General features: G+C 51.8%; 16 protein-coding genes. 11 read left to right on the forward strand and 5 right to left on the reverse strand.

Annotated elements, in window-relative coordinates; genetic code table 11:
- The first annotated feature begins 33 nt into the window (after positions 1-33).
- Positions 34-1,296, forward strand: coding sequence for a DUF1479 domain-containing protein (locus OGW44_RS16545; protein ID WP_047359429.1), 1,263 nt, complete (start codon positions 34-36; stop codon positions 1,294-1,296).
- A 143-nt stretch (positions 1,297-1,439) separates the two neighbouring features.
- Here the strand turns inward: OGW44_RS16545 and OGW44_RS16550 are convergent, their stop codons facing one another.
- Complete coding sequence (locus OGW44_RS16550) at positions 1,440-3,032, reverse strand: ABC-F family ATPase (RefSeq protein ID WP_016156073.1); 1,593 nt, start codon at positions 3,030-3,032, stop codon at positions 1,440-1,442.
- Positions 3,033-3,264: 232 nt separating this feature from the next.
- Here OGW44_RS16550 and ldtB point away from each other — a divergent pair, with 232 nt between their 5' ends.
- On the forward strand, positions 3,265-4,185 hold the full coding sequence (gene ldtB, locus OGW44_RS16555) for a L,D-transpeptidase (protein ID WP_003035268.1): 921 nt from the start codon (positions 3,265-3,267) through the stop codon (positions 4,183-4,185).
- 80 nt (positions 4,186-4,265) lie between these two features.
- Here the strand turns inward: ldtB and OGW44_RS16560 are convergent, their stop codons facing one another.
- A complete protein-coding gene (locus OGW44_RS16560) occupies positions 4,266-5,375 on the reverse strand; it encodes an anion transporter (RefSeq protein WP_185654314.1) in 1,110 nt (369 codons plus the stop codon).
- Positions 5,372-5,845 carry a manganese-binding transcriptional regulator MntR gene (mntR, locus tag OGW44_RS16565; RefSeq protein WP_016156071.1) on the reverse strand — a complete coding sequence of 158 codons (474 nt, stop codon included), beginning with the start codon at positions 5,843-5,845 and terminating at the stop codon, positions 5,372-5,374. Before mntR ends, OGW44_RS16560 begins: the two co-directional genes overlap by 4 nt.
- 186 nt (positions 5,846-6,031) lie before the next feature.
- Here mntR and mntS point away from each other — a divergent pair, with 186 nt between their 5' ends.
- Positions 6,032-6,160 carry a manganase accumulation protein MntS gene (gene mntS / locus OGW44_RS16570; protein WP_016152374.1) on the forward strand — a complete coding sequence of 43 codons (129 nt, stop codon included), beginning with the start codon at positions 6,032-6,034 and terminating at the stop codon, positions 6,158-6,160.
- A gap of 276 nt (positions 6,161-6,436) precedes the next feature.
- Positions 6,437-8,023, forward strand: a complete 1,587-nt coding sequence (locus OGW44_RS16575) for a phosphoethanolamine transferase (protein ID WP_047359432.1) — start codon at positions 6,437-6,439, stop codon at positions 8,021-8,023.
- A gap of 64 nt (positions 8,024-8,087) precedes the next feature.
- On the opposite strand, the gene ompX is transcribed toward OGW44_RS16575, so the two are convergent.
- Positions 8,088-8,603, reverse strand: a complete 516-nt coding sequence (gene ompX, locus OGW44_RS16580; protein WP_185654313.1) for an outer membrane protein OmpX — start codon at positions 8,601-8,603, stop codon at positions 8,088-8,090.
- A 411-nt stretch (positions 8,604-9,014) separates the two neighbouring features.
- Here ompX and rhtA point away from each other — a divergent pair, with 411 nt between their 5' ends.
- The 6 genes from rhtA to ybiO all read left to right on the forward strand — a co-directional run bounded on the left by rhtA (position 9,015) and on the right by ybiO (position 15,663).
- On the forward strand, positions 9,015-9,902 hold the full coding sequence (gene rhtA, locus OGW44_RS16585; protein ID WP_016156069.1) for a threonine/homoserine exporter RhtA: 888 nt from the start codon (positions 9,015-9,017) through the stop codon (positions 9,900-9,902).
- A 303-nt stretch (positions 9,903-10,205) separates the two neighbouring features.
- Entirely contained in the window at positions 10,206-10,709 is a 504-nt protein-coding gene (dps, locus tag OGW44_RS16590; protein WP_006685362.1) for a DNA starvation/stationary phase protection protein Dps, read from the forward strand.
- Between the two features lie 365 nt (positions 10,710-11,074).
- A complete protein-coding gene (gene glnH / locus OGW44_RS16595; protein ID WP_016152370.1) occupies positions 11,075-11,821 on the forward strand; it encodes a glutamine ABC transporter substrate-binding protein GlnH in 747 nt (248 codons plus the stop codon).
- A 107-nt stretch (positions 11,822-11,928) separates the two neighbouring features.
- Positions 11,929-12,588, forward strand: coding sequence for a glutamine ABC transporter permease GlnP (gene glnP, locus OGW44_RS16600; protein ID WP_003035248.1), 660 nt, complete (start codon positions 11,929-11,931; stop codon positions 12,586-12,588).
- Entirely contained in the window at positions 12,585-13,307 is a 723-nt protein-coding gene (gene glnQ / locus OGW44_RS16605) for a glutamine ABC transporter ATP-binding protein GlnQ (RefSeq protein WP_003035246.1), read from the forward strand. Before glnP ends, glnQ begins: the two co-directional genes overlap by 4 nt.
- A 118-nt stretch (positions 13,308-13,425) precedes the next feature.
- Positions 13,426-15,663: a mechanosensitive channel protein gene (gene ybiO, locus OGW44_RS16610; protein ID WP_049043042.1), complete on the forward strand. Its 2,238-nt coding sequence runs from the start codon at positions 13,426-13,428 to the stop codon at positions 15,661-15,663.
- Here ybiO and rlmF read toward each other — a convergent pair.
- Positions 15,660-16,586 carry a 23S rRNA (adenine(1618)-N(6))-methyltransferase RlmF gene (gene rlmF / locus OGW44_RS16615; RefSeq protein WP_016152368.1) on the reverse strand — a complete coding sequence of 309 codons (927 nt, stop codon included), beginning with the start codon at positions 16,584-16,586 and terminating at the stop codon, positions 15,660-15,662. The two genes, ybiO and rlmF, sit on opposite strands and share 4 nt — an antisense overlap.
- A 210-nt stretch (positions 16,587-16,796) precedes the next feature.
- On the opposite strand from rlmF, the gene mcbA reads away from it, so the two are divergent.
- On the forward strand, positions 16,797-17,057 hold the full coding sequence (gene mcbA / locus OGW44_RS16620; RefSeq protein ID WP_016152367.1) for a DUF1471 family periplasmic protein McbA: 261 nt from the start codon (positions 16,797-16,799) through the stop codon (positions 17,055-17,057).
- The last annotated feature ends 67 nt before the right edge of the window (positions 17,058-17,124 follow it).

Consider the following 17,124-nt stretch of genomic DNA (forward strand, 5'->3'; position numbering starts at 1 on the left):
TAAGTTTCGAATGAAAGTTAATGCGAGGTGGATATGGCTTTTACTTTTACCAGCGACACGTTGCCCACCGATCACAAAGCGGCAATCCGGCAGATGAAAAAGCAATTGCGTGAACAGCTTGGAGATGTTCAGTTGATTTTCAATCAGTTGAGCGAGGACATTGCCAATCGCGTGGCGGAAATCAACGCCCTCAAAGCGCAAGGCTCTCCGGTATGGCCTGTGTTGTCCTATGCGGATATCAAGGCAGGTCGCGTGAGCGCTGAGCAGCGTGAAGAAATTAAGCGTCGCGGATGCGCGGTCATTAAAGGCCATTTCTCTCGCGAACAAGCCCTCGATTGGGATAGGTCAATGCTGGACTATCTGGACCGCAACCATTTTGACGACGTTTACCAAGGACCGGGTGATAATTTCTTTGGTACCCTGAGCGCATCGCGGCCTGAAATCTACCCCATCTACTGGTCCCAGGCGCAGATGCAGGCCCGTCAGAGTGAAGAAATGGCAAATGCGCAGTCATTTCTCAACCGTCTTTGGACATTTGCAGGCGAAGGTAAGCAATGGTTTAACCCGGATGTCAGCGTTATCTACCCCGACCGCATACGCCGTCGTCCACCGGGAACAACGTCCAAAGGGCTGGGCGCGCATACGGATTCCGGCGCGCTGGAACGCTGGCTTCTGCCGGCATATCAGCAGGTCTTTGCTAATGTTTTCAATGGTAAGCTGGAAGATTACGACCCGTGGCAGGCCGCGCATCGCACTGAAGTAGAAGAGTACACGGTGGATAACACCACCAAATGTTCAGTATTCCGTACCTTCCAGGGCTGGACTGCACTCTCCGATATGCTGCCAGGTCAGGGGTTGTTGCACGTGGTCCCTATCCCTGAAGCGATGGCCTGGGTACTGTTACGTCCATTGCTTGACGATGTGCCGGAAGATGAACTTTGCGGCGTTGCGCCCGGCAGAGTTCTGCCGATTTCTGCGCAATGGCATCCGCTGCTGATTGAAGCGTTAACCAGCATTCCGCAACTGGACGCCGGAGACTCCGTCTGGTGGCATTGCGATGTGATCCACTCCGTCGCGCCGGTAGAAAATCAGCAGGGTTGGGGCAACGTGATGTACATCCCTGCCGCACCGATGTGCGAAAAGAATCTGGCCTACGCCCATAAAGTGAAGGCCGCGCTGGAAAAAGGCGTATCGCCAGGTGATTTCCCACGCGAGGATTATGAAACTCACTGGGAAGGACGCTTCACGCTGGATGATTTGAATATCCATGGCAAGCGTGCGCTGGGGATTATTTAATCTGTAACTTACACAAGTTTCCCTAAGTATTTCGCGTTACAGGAAGGCGGCCAGCCTGTAAATCCCCGCAAGCTTACACAAGTAAGTGACCGGGGTGTACAGGTGCAGCCAACACACCTGTAACACGAAAGACGACGGGAAAATTATTCGACGCCCTTGCTACGCAGGTAATCTTCGTAGTTACCGGTGAAGTCGATTACGCGTTCCGGCGTAATTTCAATCACGCGGGTTGCCAATGAACTGACGAACTCACGGTCGTGAGAAACGAAGATCAGCGTGCCCTGGTACATTTCCAGCGCCATATTCAGCGACTCGATAGATTCCATATCCAGGTGGTTGGTCGGTTCATCCATTACCAGGATATTCGGCTTCTGCATCATCAGCTTACCGAACAGCATGCGTCCTTTTTCACCACCGGACAACACTTTAGCAGGTTTCTTGATATCGTCCTGGCTGAACAGCAAGCGACCAAGGAAGCTACGTACTACCTGCTCATCATCGCCTTCCTGTTTCCACTGACTCATCCACTCGAAGACCGTCAGATCGTTTTCGAATTCGTACTCGTGATCCTGCGCGTAGTAACCAACCTGGGCGTTTTCAGACCATTTCACGGTACCGTTATCCGGCTGTAATTCGCCGACCAGCGTTTTCAGCATGGTTGATTTACCCACGCCGTTGGCACCCAGAATGGCAATTTTCTCACCGACTTCCAGCAGCAGGTTAAAGTTTTTAAACAACGGACCTTCATCAAAACCTTTCGTCAGCGCTTCCACTTCAAGCGCGTTACGGAACAGTTTCTTATCCTGTTCGAAGCGGATGAACGGATTCTGACGGCTGGACGCCTTCACTTCGTCAAGCTTGATCTTATCAATCTGACGCGCACGAGAAGTCGCCTGACGAGATTTAGATGCGTTGGCGCTAAAGCGGCTGACGAAGGATTGCAGATCGGCAATCTGCGCTTTCTTCTTGGCGTTATCGGCCAGCAGACGTTCACGCGCCTGGGTTGCCGCCGTCATATATTCGTCGTAGTTACCCGGATAAACACGCAGTTCGCCGTAGTCCAGATCAGCCATGTGCGTACAGACCATGTTCAGGAAGTGACGGTCGTGCGAAATGATGATCATGGTGCTGTCACGCTCGTTCAGCGTCTGCTCCAGCCAGCGGATGGTGTCGATATCCAGGTTGTTCGTTGGTTCGTCGAGCAGCAGAATGTCCGGGTTAGAGAACAGCGCCTGTGCCAGAAGCACACGCAGCTTCCAGCCGGGGGCGACTTCGCTCATCGGGCCATAATGCTGTTCTACCGGAATACCTACGCCCAGCAGCAGTTCACCCGCACGCGCTTCCGCAGAGTAGCCGTCCATTTCGCCATACTGAACTTCAAGGTCAGCAACTTTATAGCCGTCTTCTTCGCTCATTTCGGCCAGGGCGTAAATGCGATCGCGCTCCTGCTTTACTTCCCACAGTTCACCATGACCCATGATCACGGTGTCAAGCACGGTGAACTCTTCAAAGGCGAACTGATCCTGACGCAGCTTACCAATACGCTCGTTCGGATCGAGGGAAACGTTGCCCAGCGTCGGTTCGAGGTCGCCGCCGAGAATTTTCATAAAAGTGGATTTACCGCTACCGTTCGCGCCAATCAGGCCGTAACGGTTGCCGCCGCCAAATTTGACGGAAATATTTTCAAACAGCGGCTTACTGCCGAACTGCATGGTGACGTTGCTGGAAACTAACACTGGCGTATCCTGAAAGAGAAAGAAATATGTGACGAACCGCTTATTATGCCATAAGTCTGCAATAAGATCGCGCCTTGATGCTGAAGGGATAAAGTGAAAGCAAAAGGAAAAAAATGTGATTTAGTACACATCCGAATTCCTTGTTGCTCAGATTGCACATATAATGCGTGCCCAACACTACATAAATCTCAACCCACTAGCCTGCCTGGCACTGAATCTCGCATACATGAACATGAATATGAAATTAACAACGCTTTTCGCGGCGGCACTCGCAATAGTTGGTTTTTGTAACACCGCTTCTGCCGTCACGTACCCGCTGCCTACCGATGGCAGCCGTTTGATCGGCCAAAACCAGGTCATCACTATTCCTGAAGGCAACACCCAACCGCTGGAGTATTTTGCGGCGGAGTATCAGATGGGTCTGTCTAATATGCTGGAAGCCAACCCGGGCGTGGATACCTTCCTGCCGAAGGGCGGCACAGTCCTGAACATACCTCAGCAATTGATCCTGCCGGATACCGTGCATGAAGGTATTGTTATTAACAGCGCTGAAATGCGTCTGTACTACTACCCGAAAGGCACCAACACCGTTATTGTTCTGCCGATCGGTATTGGTCAGTTGGGCAAAGACACGCCAATCAACTGGACCACCAAAGTAGAACGTAAAAAAGCGGGCCCAACCTGGACGCCAACGGCAAAAATGCATGCGGAATACCGCGCTGCGGGCGAACCGCTGCCAGCCGTTGTTCCGGCAGGTCCGGATAACCCGATGGGCCTGTACGCGCTGTATATCGGTCGCCTGTACGCCATCCACGGCACCAATGCTAACTTCGGCGTCGGCTTACGCGTCAGCCACGGTTGCGTGCGTCTGCGTAACGACGACATCAAATTCCTGTTTGAAAATGTGCCGGTCGGCACCCGCGTACAGTTTATCGATGAGCCGGTAAAAGCCACGACTGAACCAGACGGCAGCCGTTACATTGAGGTACACAACCCACTGTCTACCACTGAAGCACAGTTCGAAGGCGGGGAAATCGTACCGATTACGCTGAACAAGAGCATTACCAGCATCACCGGTCAGTCTGACGTCGATCAGGCCGTCGTTGAGCAGGCGGTACAGAACCGTTCAGGTATGCCGGTTCGTCTGAACTAAGCATCAAAACTGTCCCTTCGCCTTATCGGGCCTACTTAACCTGTAGGCCCGATAAGCGCCAGCCCCATCGGGCACAATCCTCACATCACCTGCAATAAACCATACCCTACCAGCGCCGCCCATATCAGCATCGGCACCGAATACCAATGAAAACGCCACCAGATCCGTCGATCGTTTGCCATCCGTAAAGCAATAAGATTCGCCAGCGATCCCGGCAACAACCCAAAACCGCCCACATTGACCGCCCAGGCCAGCAGCAGCGTTGGCGGGACGTAGTTCAGCAGCAAAATCGTGCTGGGAACATTACTGATAAACTGCGACAGGCCAATGGCCGTCAACCAAAGCCCCGGCGCTGAAAGCGTGCCAATCTGGTGGGTAATCTCCTGCAAGGCCGGGAGTTGCGTCAGCAAGTGCACATCAATGAACATCGCCATAAACACCAACAGCAGTGTCCAATCCACGCTGAGGATCACGCGGCGAGCCAGCACCATGAATCCTGCCGCAACGATCGCCAGGCCCCACAGCTCTTGTTTTAACTCCAGTGCCGCCAGGAAAATGATATACAGCCCCAGACAGCTCCACACCAGGCGCGGTTGCCAGTCAGGCGCGCGCGTACCGGTATGATAATGCAAAGCTTTATGCGGGAAACTGAACCAGCACAGCACCACCAGCGTCAGCATCATGGTCCCCGCAAGCGGCGCCATCTGCCAGGTAAACGCGGTAAACGATAAGCCGGAGCGTCCCCACATCAGAATGTTTTGCGGATTACCTATTGGCGTAAGCAACGATCCGGCGTTTACCGCCAGCGCCTCAAAGATAATCAGGCGATTTACAGGAATGGCACACAATTTTTTCAGGGTGACCGTCAGCGGAACAACAATAAACAGCGCAACATCGTTGGTCAGAAACGTCGACAGCAGCGCCGCCGCCAGCACCATAAATATCGCCAATTGACGTTCGGTGTTAAAGCGCCGGGTCATCTTGCGCCCTAACACATCGAAGTAACCGCTTAGCTCCACGCCTTTGGTCAGTAACATCAGGCCGCTAAGCGTAATAATCGTGTGCCAGTCTATCGCCCCCGGCCACGACCGTGGCGTAAATGGCACGAACAGGCTCAGTACAACCCCGACGATGATTAACAGCTGAAAAAAGCGATCGCGCTGTAAGGCGCGTAGTAAAGGAAAACTCATTCAGAGCCAGCACCTTGCTGTTGCGTAAACCGGCTAAAAGCCTCCAGCGTTTCCTTACTGACGTGATGCTCCATTCCCTCCGCGTCGCGACGGGCAATTTCCGGGCTGATACCTAACATCAGCAGGAAATTCTCCACAATCTGGTGACGCTCCCGACTCTCCTGAGCCAGTCGTTCACCTTCTGCGGTTAAAAACACGCCCCGCCAGGGGATCATTTCAATCAACCCAACTGAAGCAAGACGCTTAAGCATTTTAGCAACCGTCGGCTGGGAAACCCCAAGCCGTGCGGCCATATCGACCTGGCGCGCTTCACCCACCTCAATAATGAGATCGGAAATCAGCTCTACGTAGTCATCAATCAGCTCACGGCGATGTGCCTCCCGGACCTGACGAAATCCTTCAACGTGTTCTTCGACATTCACCAATTGCGTCACTTTTTTTGTTGTTGGCATACCTGCGCGACGACTCATTCTGCTTCCTCGTTACTGTGACGCGTTAACGGCATCTGATTAGAGAACGCTCATTGTAAACCAGAGTTGCGTGGGCACAAAAAATTAACGTTTTAGCAATAGCTATATAATATAGCCTGTGCTATATCTGTATATAATAAAGACATCCCTCAAGGACTGATGGGATCGTGAAGTCAGGAGGTTTATATGAATGAATTTAAGAGGTGTATACGCGTGTTTAGCCACTCTCCCTTTAAAGTACGGTTAATGCTGATCTCTATGCTGTGCGACATGATTAACAGCAAACCAGAGCAGGATAAACCTGCAGATAAATAATGCGGCGTCGCGGCACGCCGCTTCATTTTCCTGCCGTCACTCGGATACGGTGATCGTTTTCGTGCCAATAACCCTTCTTTTTGTCAGTTTTGCCACGCCCCTCGCAAAACAATTTCTTAGTAGTAGTTGACCTTCTCTTGCACACACTCTATCTTTTCGCAGCCCTGCATATATTGCGGCTCGCGGATGCGGACCCTATCCCCCTTCTCGCTCTCTCAGGCAGGCAATGACCCTTAGCGCCAGGGTAAGCACATGGCGTTTTTGTAACAGTGGCATATGAATTTAACCCTCAAAGATTCAATCATTGCTCGTAGCCGGGCGATTAGTCCGTGGACTGGCCTCTATTTCTTACAGTCTCTGCTGATCAACCTTGCGCTGGGCTATCCGCTTAGCCTGCTCTATAGCGTTGCTTTCACCTGTATATTGATGCTGCTGTGGCGCAGCGCGCCGCGTGCGCAGAAAGTGTTGATTGGCATTTGCTCGCTGATAGCGGCAATGTACTTCCCGTTTGGCCAGGCTTACGGTTCGCCGAACTTCAATACCTTACTGGCGCTGCACTCAACCAATATGGAAGAGTCTACTGAAATCCTCACCATCTTCCCCTGGTACAGTTATCTGGTTGGGGTGTTTATTTTCGCCCTCGGTGTTATCGCCGTACGCCGTAAAAAAGAGGTGCAGCAGCGTAGCTGGAACAAGTTCGACAGCATTTGTTTGCTGTTCAGCGTAGTCGCGTTCTTTGTAACCCCGGTGCAAAACCTGGCCTGGGGCGGCGTGTTCAAGCTGAAAGACACCGGCTATCCGGTTTTCCGCTTTGCCAAGGACGTTATCGTTAATAACAACGAAGTGCTCGACGAACAAGAGCGTATGGCGAAGCTGGCGAGCGTGAAAGACAGCTGGACGGTAACCGCCGTGAAGCCGAAGTATCATACCTACGTGGTGGTCATCGGCGAAAGCGCCCGCCGCGATGCGTTAGGCGCTTTTGGCGGCCACTGGGATAACACCCCGTTTGCCAGTTCCGTTAACGGCTACATCTTCGCGGATTACATCGCGGCAAGCGGTTCGACACAAAAATCACTCGGCCTGACGCTAAATCGGGTGGTCGACAATAAACCCCAGTTCCAGGATAACTTTGTCACTCTGGCTAACCGCGCGGGATTCCAGACGTGGTGGTTCTCCAATCAGGGACAGATTGGTGAATACGATACAGCAATCGCCAGCATTGCGAAGCGAGCTGATGAAGTTCAGTTCCTCAAAAGCGGTGATTTCGAAGCGGATAAAAATACCCGTGACGAAGCGTTGTTGAAGATGACCGCCCAGGTGCTGGCAACCGAGCGCACTCAGCCACAGCTTATCGTGCTGCATTTAATGGGCTCGCATCCGCAGGCCTGCGACCGTACGCAGGGTAAATACGAGACTTTCGTCCAGTCGAAAGAGACATCTTGCTATCTGTACACCATGACGCAGACGGATGACCTGCTGCGCCAGCTTTACGATCAGTTACGTAACAGCGGTAACAGCTTCTCAATGGTCTATTTCTCCGATCATGGCCTCGCGTTTAAAGAGCGGGGGAAAGAGGTGCAGTACCTGGCGCATGACGATCAGTTCCAGCAGAATTTCCAGGTACCATTTATGGTGCTGTCGAGCGATGATAAAGCGCACCGGGTGATTAAAGCCCGTCGCTCCGCCAATGATTTCCTCAGCTTTTTCTCGCAGTGGACGGGGATAAGCGCGAAGGAAATCACCAACAGCTACCGCTTTATTTCTGAGAAAAAGGCTGGCCCGGTGTACATCACCAACTTCAAATTGCAGAAGGTGGACTACAACCATCTGGGTACCGACATCTTTGAGACCAAATCTCGTTAATCTCTGAATTGCACACAAAAAAAAATCCGCCCCGAGAGGCGGATTTTTTGTATCACCGAAGTGATTAGAAGCGGTAACCCACGCCAGCGATCCAGGTGCCAACGTCAACGCTACGAATACGGCTCTGCTCGTAGGAGAAGTCCAGAGCAACGTTTTCGATCGGGTTGAACTGCAGACCAGCACCGTAAGAGAAACCGTAGTCACTGGTGGTGTGGTTATCAGCCGGGGATGCTGCGTTCTGGAATTTACCGTAGCCAACCCCCACTACACCGTAGATGCTTGCCCAGTCGTTCAGACGGTAAGCCGGGCCAGCAGTGATGTCGTAGTACTGGGTTTTGTTGTAGTCGCCAGACGCATCGGTACGATCTTTTTCAGTGTAAGTGAAGGAACCGATAACACCCAGCGGGTTGCTGTCCTGCTCGTAGCGATACTTCAGGTTAAAACCGTTCATTTTGTTCGCTGCGCCCTGAGCATCGCTCTGAGCGTAACCACCGGTAACGGTAGAAGTCGCAGCTACAGCAGTACCTGCGGAGAAAGCCAGAACAGCGGCCAGTGCTGAAAGACATGCAATTTTTTTCATAACCACCTCAAATGTGCTTCAAGTAAATCCTAAGTTTTAAATATACCAAAAATTGATGGGAAACTCTTTGCGATTCGCGATGTCTAACGGGGTCTTTCATGTAACAGAACGTTTCAGAAACCCGCTATCTCTTTCAATTAACATCACTTTTCTAACCTAAAATGCCATTATTGCGCGCACAATGTGGCACATTCATCCAGAATATTCCTAATCACACAGATTATTAATCCATCACTTTCATGCCATTGTACGGAACTGAGCAATTTTTTTTTCAACGAATACTCAACCAGCGGTGCGTATTTCCATTACACTCGCTGTTTTACTTTTCTATACATCACGTCATCCGAGTCGTAGCAAATTTGCAACGTCGCGCAGATGAAGGCGTGTAATTATCATTTGACAGGAGAAAGGATGCCGGGGTCGTCACGTAAAGCGCCAGTCTGGTTGCCTATTTTGGTTTTGCTTATTGCTATGTCCTCCATTCAAAGCGGAGCATCTCTGGCAAAATCGCTATTCCCACTCGTCGGTGCGCCGGGCGTTACCGCATTGCGCCTTGCGCTGGGCACCCTCATCCTTATTGCCTTCTTTAAACCCTGGCGTTTGCGATTCGCCAAAGAACAACGCCTGCCGCTGCTGTTTTATGGTCTGTCTCTGGGTGGGATGAACTATCTCTTCTACCTGTCAATCCAGACCGTCCCGCTGGGAATTGCCGTAGCGCTGGAGTTCACCGGCCCGCTCGCGGTAGCGCTGTTTTCATCCCGACGTCCGGTGGATTTCATTTGGGTTGCACTGGCTGTACTCGGGCTTTGGTTCCTGCTGCCGTTAGGTCAGGACGTTTCTCACGTGGATTTAACCGGCGCTGCGCTGGCGCTGGGCGCTGGCGCCTGCTGGGCAATCTATATCCTTACCGGGCAGCGAGCCGGCGCGGAACATGGTCCGGCGACCGTTGCGGTAGGGTCATTAATTGCGGCGCTGATTTTTGTACCCATCGGCGCGCTCCAGGCCGGGGATGCCTTGTGGCACTGGTCCATTCTACCGTTAGGCCTGGCCATTGCGGTCCTCTCCACTGCGCTTCCCTACTCGCTGGAGATGATTGCGTTGACGCGGCTGCCAACACGCACTTTTGGTACTCTGATGAGTATGGAACCCGCACTGGCTGCGGTTTCAGGAATGATCTTCCTCGGTGAAACGCTGACGCTTGTCCAGACGCTCGCTCTGGGCGCCATTATTGTCGCATCAATGGGATCGACGCTCACTATTCGCAAAGAACCGCAAATTAAGCAAGTTGACGTGAATTAACCACTTAATATTCTGCATGGTTTGCATAATCATGCAGAATATCCGATTGTAAATCTGCGTGATAATTATTCTAATAAATATAATTTTCTCATCCGCATATTTCTTGAAATTTTTACATTAACATAAAAATAACACACCTCCATTAATAAACATCATATCTATATGATTTTATTAGTTATTTCATATCCACCCCTCTCTTTGCTATTAAAGTGATAGGTAACACCAGAAAAATAAATCCAAAATTCACGCTATACTTATTCCCGTTGAAGAGCTGGGACATAATTATCAAGAGGATATGAAAATATGAGTACCGCAAAACTGGTAAAAACAAAAGCATCAGCCCTCCTTTATACCCGCAACGATGTAACAGATAGCGAAAAGAAAGCGACCGTAGAGCTGCTGAATCAGCAAGTGATCCAGTTCATCGACCTGTCTTTGATCACCAAACAGGCTCACTGGAACATGCGCGGCGCGAACTTCATTGCTGTGCATGAAATGCTCGATGGCTTCCGTACTGCCCTGACCGATCACCTCGATACCATGGCTGAGCGCGCCGTACAGTTAGGCGGTGTAGCATTGGGTACCACCCAGGTTATTAACAGCAAAACGCCTCTGAAAAGCTATCCGCTGGATATCCATAGCGTACAGGACCACTTAAAAGAACTGGCCGATCGTTATGCCGTCGTCGCTAACAGCGTCCGTAAAGCCATTAGCGAAGCAAAAGACGAAGATACAGCAGATATCTTCACCGCCGCTTCACGCGACCTCGACAAATTCCTGTGGTTTATCGAAGCCAACATTGAATAACAGCAGACATAAGAATTACCTATATAACCCTCGCCCTGGCGGGGGTTTTGCACATCTATGGTGCATGACATTGATCGTCCGTCACTCCAAAGTAAATTATTTGTAATAATCACTTCACACAATCGTTAACGAAAGATTGTTTTATCAACAATTTTTACGCTAAATAGTCATACCGTTTGCACTGTGTCAGGTACGCACCAAATGAGTGCCCCAAAACAGTGCAGATTACCCACTTTGCCCTACTTATTGTGCAGAGAAACGAGACACCCTCTTGTTAAAACAATGAGTTGCAAAACTGGCACGATTTTTTCATTAAGCCATATGTTCTCGCAGGGGATCGCCCCGTGGATAAAAAAGGAAATCCTATGAAGTCTGTATTAAAAGTCTCACTGGCTGCACTTACCCTGGCTTTTGCGGTGTCCTCCCATGCCGCAGATAAGAAACTGGTTGTCGCAACCGACACCGCATTTGTACCGTTCGAATTCAAACAGGGTGACAAATACGTTGGTTTTGATGTGGATCTGTGGGCTGCCGTGGCCAAAGAACTGAAGCTGGATTATGAACTGAAACCAATGGATTTCAGCGGCATCATCCCGGCTCTGCAAACCAAGAATATCGACCTGGCGCTGGCGGGTATCACCATCACTGATGAGCGTAAAAAAGCGATCGACTTTTCTGACGGCTACTACAAAAGCGGTCTGTTAGTGATGGTCAAAGCGAATAATAACGACGTGAAAAGCGTGAAAGATCTGGATGGTAAAGTCGTCGCTGTGAAGAGCGGCACGGGTTCCGTTGATTACGCGAAAGCTAACATCAAAACCAAAGATCTGCGTCAGTTCCCGAATATCGATAACGCATATATGGAACTGGGCACCAACCGCGCAGACGCCGTGCTGCACGACACGCCAAACATTCTTTACTTCATCAAAACCGCTGGCAACGGTCAGTTCAAAGCTGTAGGCGAATCCCTGGAAGCCCAGCAGTACGGTATCGCCTTCCCGAAAGGCAGCGATGAACTGCGTGAGAAAGTGAACGGCGCGCTGAAAACGCTGAAAGAGAACGGCACATACAACGAAATCTACAAAAAATGGTTCGGTACCGAACCTAAATAACAAGAACGTTCTGTAACGCCCGGTAGCGCCAGCGCCGCCGGGCCTGCAATTTTGAGTCATCACGTTATGGCTCATTACTTTTCTCACCACGGTAACAGGAACGAAATATGCAGTTTGACTGGAGTGCCATCTGGCCCGCCATCCCACTTTTGATTGAAGGCGCCAAAATGACCCTGTGGATCTCGGTCCTCGGTCTGGCAGGCGGTCTGATAATCGGGCTTGCAGCAGGGTTTGCGCGTACTTTCGGCGGTTGGATAGCCAACCACGTAGCGCTGGTGTTTATCGAAGTCATTCGCGGTACGCCAATCGTTGTGCAGGTGATGTTTATTTACTTTGCCCTGCCAATGGCATTTAACGATTTACGCATTGATCCCTTTAGCGCCGCCGTTGTCACCATCATGATCAACTCCGGCGCCTATATTGCGGAAATCACCCGCGGCGCGGTGCTCTCAATCCATAAAGGATTCAGTGAAGCCGGACTGGCGCTTGGGCTTTCACGTACAGAGACTATCCGCCACGTTATTTTACCTCTCGCGCTGCGTCGTATGCTGCCACCGCTGGGCAACCAGTGGATCATCAGCATTAAAGATACCTCGCTGTTTATTGTCATTGGCGTCGCTGAACTGACCCGTCAGGGCCAGGAAATCATTGCCGGTAACTTCCGCGCACTGGAAATCTGGAGCGCCGTTGCGGTGTTCTATCTGATCATTACGCTGGTGCTGAGCTTCATTCTGCGTCGTCTGGAAAGAAGGATGAAAATCCTGTGATTGAATTTAAAAACGTTTCTAAGCACTTTGGCCCAACCCAGGTGCTGCACAATATTGACCTGAACATTCAGCAGGGCGAAGTGGTGGTAATTATCGGGCCATCCGGGTCCGGCAAATCAACCCTGCTACGCTGCATTAACAAACTGGAAGAGATAACCTCTGGCGATCTGATCGTCGACGGTCTGAAGGTAAACGATCCAAAGGTAGACGAGCGGTTAATCCGCCAGGAAGCCGGGATGGTGTTTCAGCAGTTCTACCTGTTCCCGCATCTGACGGCGCTGGAAAACGTCATGTTCGGACCGCAGCGCGTACGCGGGGCGAATAAAGAACAGGCCGAGAAACTGGCTAAAGAGCTGCTGGCGAAAGTAGGTCTGGCCGAGCGTGCGCATCACTACCCTTCTGAACTGTCTGGCGGTCAACAGCAGCGTGTGGCGATCGCCCGTGCGCTGGCGGTGAAGCCGAAAATGATGCTGTTTGATGAGCCAACCTCAGCGCTGGACCCGGAACTGCGCCACGAAGTTCTGAAAGTTATGCAGGATCTGGCGGAGGAAGGGATGACCATGGTGATTGTGACCCACGAAATCGGCTTTGCCGAAAAAGTGGCTTCACGCCTGATTTTCATTGATAAGGGACGTATTGCCGAAGACGGTAATCCGCAGGCCCTGATTGAAAATCCGCCCAGCCAACGTTTACAGGAATTCTTGCAGCACGTTTCCTGATAGCTCTCCCTCCCTTCGCCTGAAGGGAGGTTTTTCACCAGAATCCTCTCATTTCATTTCTCCCCCGCCCTGACATCTATACTTATCCTTTTGAATTTATTTTCTCATGGGAGGAGTCATGCGCTGGATCCTGTTCATCTTTGTTTGTCTGGTGAGTCTCCCGACTCAGGCGGTGACGATACCTGGCGTCACTACGCCAACGTCAACCAACGCGCAAACCGCGCCGGCGAAAGAGCCGGATGTTGAACAGAAAAAAGCGGCCTACGGCGCACTGGCTGATGTGCTGGAAAATGACGCCTCGCGCCAGGAACTGATCGGTCAGTTACGCAAAGTGGCGACAGCGCCCCCTGCCGAGCCGGTGCCAACCATTGTTCCGCCCACGTTAACGGAAGAAAAAACGGTGCTGGAAAACGTCACGGATGTCACCCGCCACTACGGTGAGGCGCTCTCCAGCCGCTTTGCTCAGCTTTACCGCAATATTACCGATGCACCACACAAGACCTTCAACCCGCAAACGTTCACCAATGCCCTGACCCATTTTTTAATGCTGGCGGCGTCAGTGTTCGGTTTTTTCTGGCTGCTTCGCCTGTGCGCGCTGCCGCTGTATCGCAAAATGGGGCAATGGGCACGACGGAAAAACCGCGAACGCAGCAACTGGCTCCAGCTTCCGGCGATGATCATCGGCGCATTCATTATCGATTTGCTTCTGCTGGCGCTGACTTTGTTTGTCGGGCAGATACTGAGTGACAGAATGAACGCCGGTAGCCGCACTATCGCCTTTCAGCAAAGTCTGTTTCTCAATGCCTTTGCGTTGATTGAGTTCTTCAAAGCCATTCTGCGCCTGATATTTTGCCCAACGGTGGCCGAACTGCGCCCGTTTAACATTCAGGATGCCGGTGCGCGCTACTGGAATCGCCGTTTAAGTTCATTGAGCAGCCTGATTGGATACGGACTTATCGTTGCCGTTCCCATTATCTCGAATCAGGTCAACGTGCAGGTCGGCGCGATGGCAAACGTCATCATCATGCTCTGTATCACGCTATGGGCGCTGTACCTGATTTTCAGAAACAAGAAAGAGATAACGCAGCATTTGCTGAATCTGGCGGAAAGATCGTTAGCGTTTTTCAGCCTGTTTATCCGCGCCTTTGCGCTGGTATGGCATTGGCTGGCCAGCGCCTACTTCATTGTGCTGTTTTTCTTCTCGCTGTTTGATCCTGGCAACAGCCTGAAATTCATGATGGGCGCTACGCTGCGCAGCCTGGTGATCATTGGGATCGCCGCTTTTGTTTCCGGTATGCTTTCCCGCTGGATAGCCAAGACCATTACCCTTTCTCCACACACCCAGCGCAGCTATCCGGAATTACAAAAACGGTTGAATGGCTGGCTGTCGACGGCGTTAAGCGTGGCCAGGATCCTGACGGTGTGCGTCGCGGTAATGCTGTTACTGAATGCCTGGGGATTATTCGACTTCTGGAACTGGCTGCATTACGGCGCAGGAGAAAAAACGGTGGACATCCTGATCCGTATCGCGCTGATTTTATTCTTCTCCGCCATCGGCTGGACGATCCTTGCCAGCCTGATTGAAAATCGTCTGGCTTCCGATATTCACGGCCGCCCGCTCCCCAGCGCTCGTACCCGCACCCTGCTGACGCTGTTTCGCAACGCGCTGGCGGTGATCATCAGCACGATCACCATCATGATTGTGCTATCCGAAATTGGCGTCAATATCGCACCCTTACTGGCCGGGGCCGGGGCGCTGGGGCTGGCTATCTCTTTCGGCTCGCAAACGCTGGTAAAAGATATTATTACCGGGATCTTTATTCAGTTCGAAAATGGTATGAACACCGGCGACCTGGTGACCATCGGTCCACTCACCGGTACGGTTGAACGGATGTCCATCCGCTCTGTGGGCGTCCGTCAGGACACCGGGGCGTACCATATCATTCCCTGGTCATCGATAACGACCTTCGCCAACTTTGTGCGCGGGATTGGATCGGTCGTCGCCAATTACGACGTAGACCGCCATGAGGATGCGGATAAAGCGAATCAGGCGTTGAAAGACGCTGTGGCTGCAGTGATGGAACAGGACGATATTCGCGGGCTGATTATTGGCGAGCCGTCGTTTGCCGGGATTGTGGGGTTAACCAATACGGCCTTCACGCTACGGGTCTCATTTACCACATTACCGCTGAAACAGTGGACGGTACGTTTCGCGCTCGACAGCCAGGTGAAGAAATACTTCGATCTGGCCAACGTACGCGCGCCGGTACAGACCTATCAGGTCTTGCCTGCACCGGTGAATGGCCCTGCGTCGGCAGCAAGCGAACCGCTGCCGCCAACCGAGCCAACGCTTTAGCGTTTACGCGCCATAAAACGGCGACGCTGATCGTTATCCATAAAGGTCCAGGCAATAAAGCGACTCTGCTTTTGCCCCTGGGCCATCTCTTTCTTAACCACTTTCACCGCGCCCGCATCCGTTAACGCGTGGTACAGCGGTGGCAAATTCTCACCGCGCGAAACCAGCGTGGTGAACCACATCACCTGACGGCCAAAGGCCTGGCTTTCGGCGATCATTTTTTTGATGAACGCCACTTCACCGCCTTCACACCACAGCTCCTGCTGCTGCCCGCCAAAGTTCAGCGCATCATCTTTATCCTGCCCCAGATTACGACGTTTGCGCTCGCTTCCGGCGCGGGCTGAAGCCGCAGAATCATGGAAAGGCGGGTTACACAATGTGGCTTCATATTGCTCATTCTTGTGAATGATACCGTTGAAGATTGCCGTAGCATCTTTCTGGCGACGCAGACGAATAGCACGGGTTAACCCCGGATTGGCATTTACGATCGCCTGAGCGCTGTTAAACGCTTCGCTACTGGTCTCACTACCGGTGAATCGCCAGCCATATTCATGCACGCCGATCAGCGGATAAATACAGTTTGCCCCTACTCCCACGTCCAGCACGCTCGCATTTGCCGGAATGGTTCCGCTGGTTTCACCTAACAGGTCGGCCAGATGGTGAATGTAGTCAGCGCGACCAGGAACCGGCGGGCACAGAAAACCGTCTGGAATATCCCAGTTTTTCACCGCATAAAAATGCGCCAGCAGTGCTTTATTGAGCGCCTTCACTGCCTGCGGATTCGCGAAATCAACACTCTGCTCGCCGCCAGGCGTGAGGGTGAGAAATTGCGTCAACTCGGGTGTAACCTGGCATAAAGTAGCAAGATCATAACGGCCATTGTGGCGGTTACGTGGGTGTAATCCCGGTTTCTGGGGGGACATAGCATTCTCCTTTTAACAGCGGCGTAAGATACCCGCATAACGCCACGCGGTAAACACACAGCAAGGAAATTTGCTTTTTTTATACCTATTTGATGGCTTGCTGATTGTTCAAAAAACAGATAGCTCATCACCAGTTTTTTGCGGTAAATGTCATCCGCTGACGGCCTAAACTTATCAGGCACGACCTGTTGTTTCTCAGAGGATATCACCATGAAGAAATGCCTCACATTCCTTGCCGCTACCGTACTGACCGGCATGACATTTGCGTCCTTTGCTGCACAGCCCTACACCAGCCCCCAAACCGGCCAGCTACAAGCTTCCGGCACTGTTTTCGCTACCGGAGCTTCTAACCTGAGCGATCTCGAAGACAAGCTGGCAGAGAAAGCGAAAGAGCAAGGCGCAAAAGGCTTTGTCGTCAATTCTGCGGGCGGTAAAAACCAGATGTACGGCAGCGCAACTATCTATAAGTAGTCCCTCACCTTAGCCCAACTGCATTCACCCCGAATGCAGTTTGCTACCTGCTGTTCACGTCGTTCAC

The organism is Citrobacter sp. Cb023, assembly GCF_030336805.1.
In the GTDB taxonomy this organism is placed as follows: Bacteria; Pseudomonadota; Gammaproteobacteria; order Enterobacterales; family Enterobacteriaceae; genus Citrobacter; species Citrobacter braakii.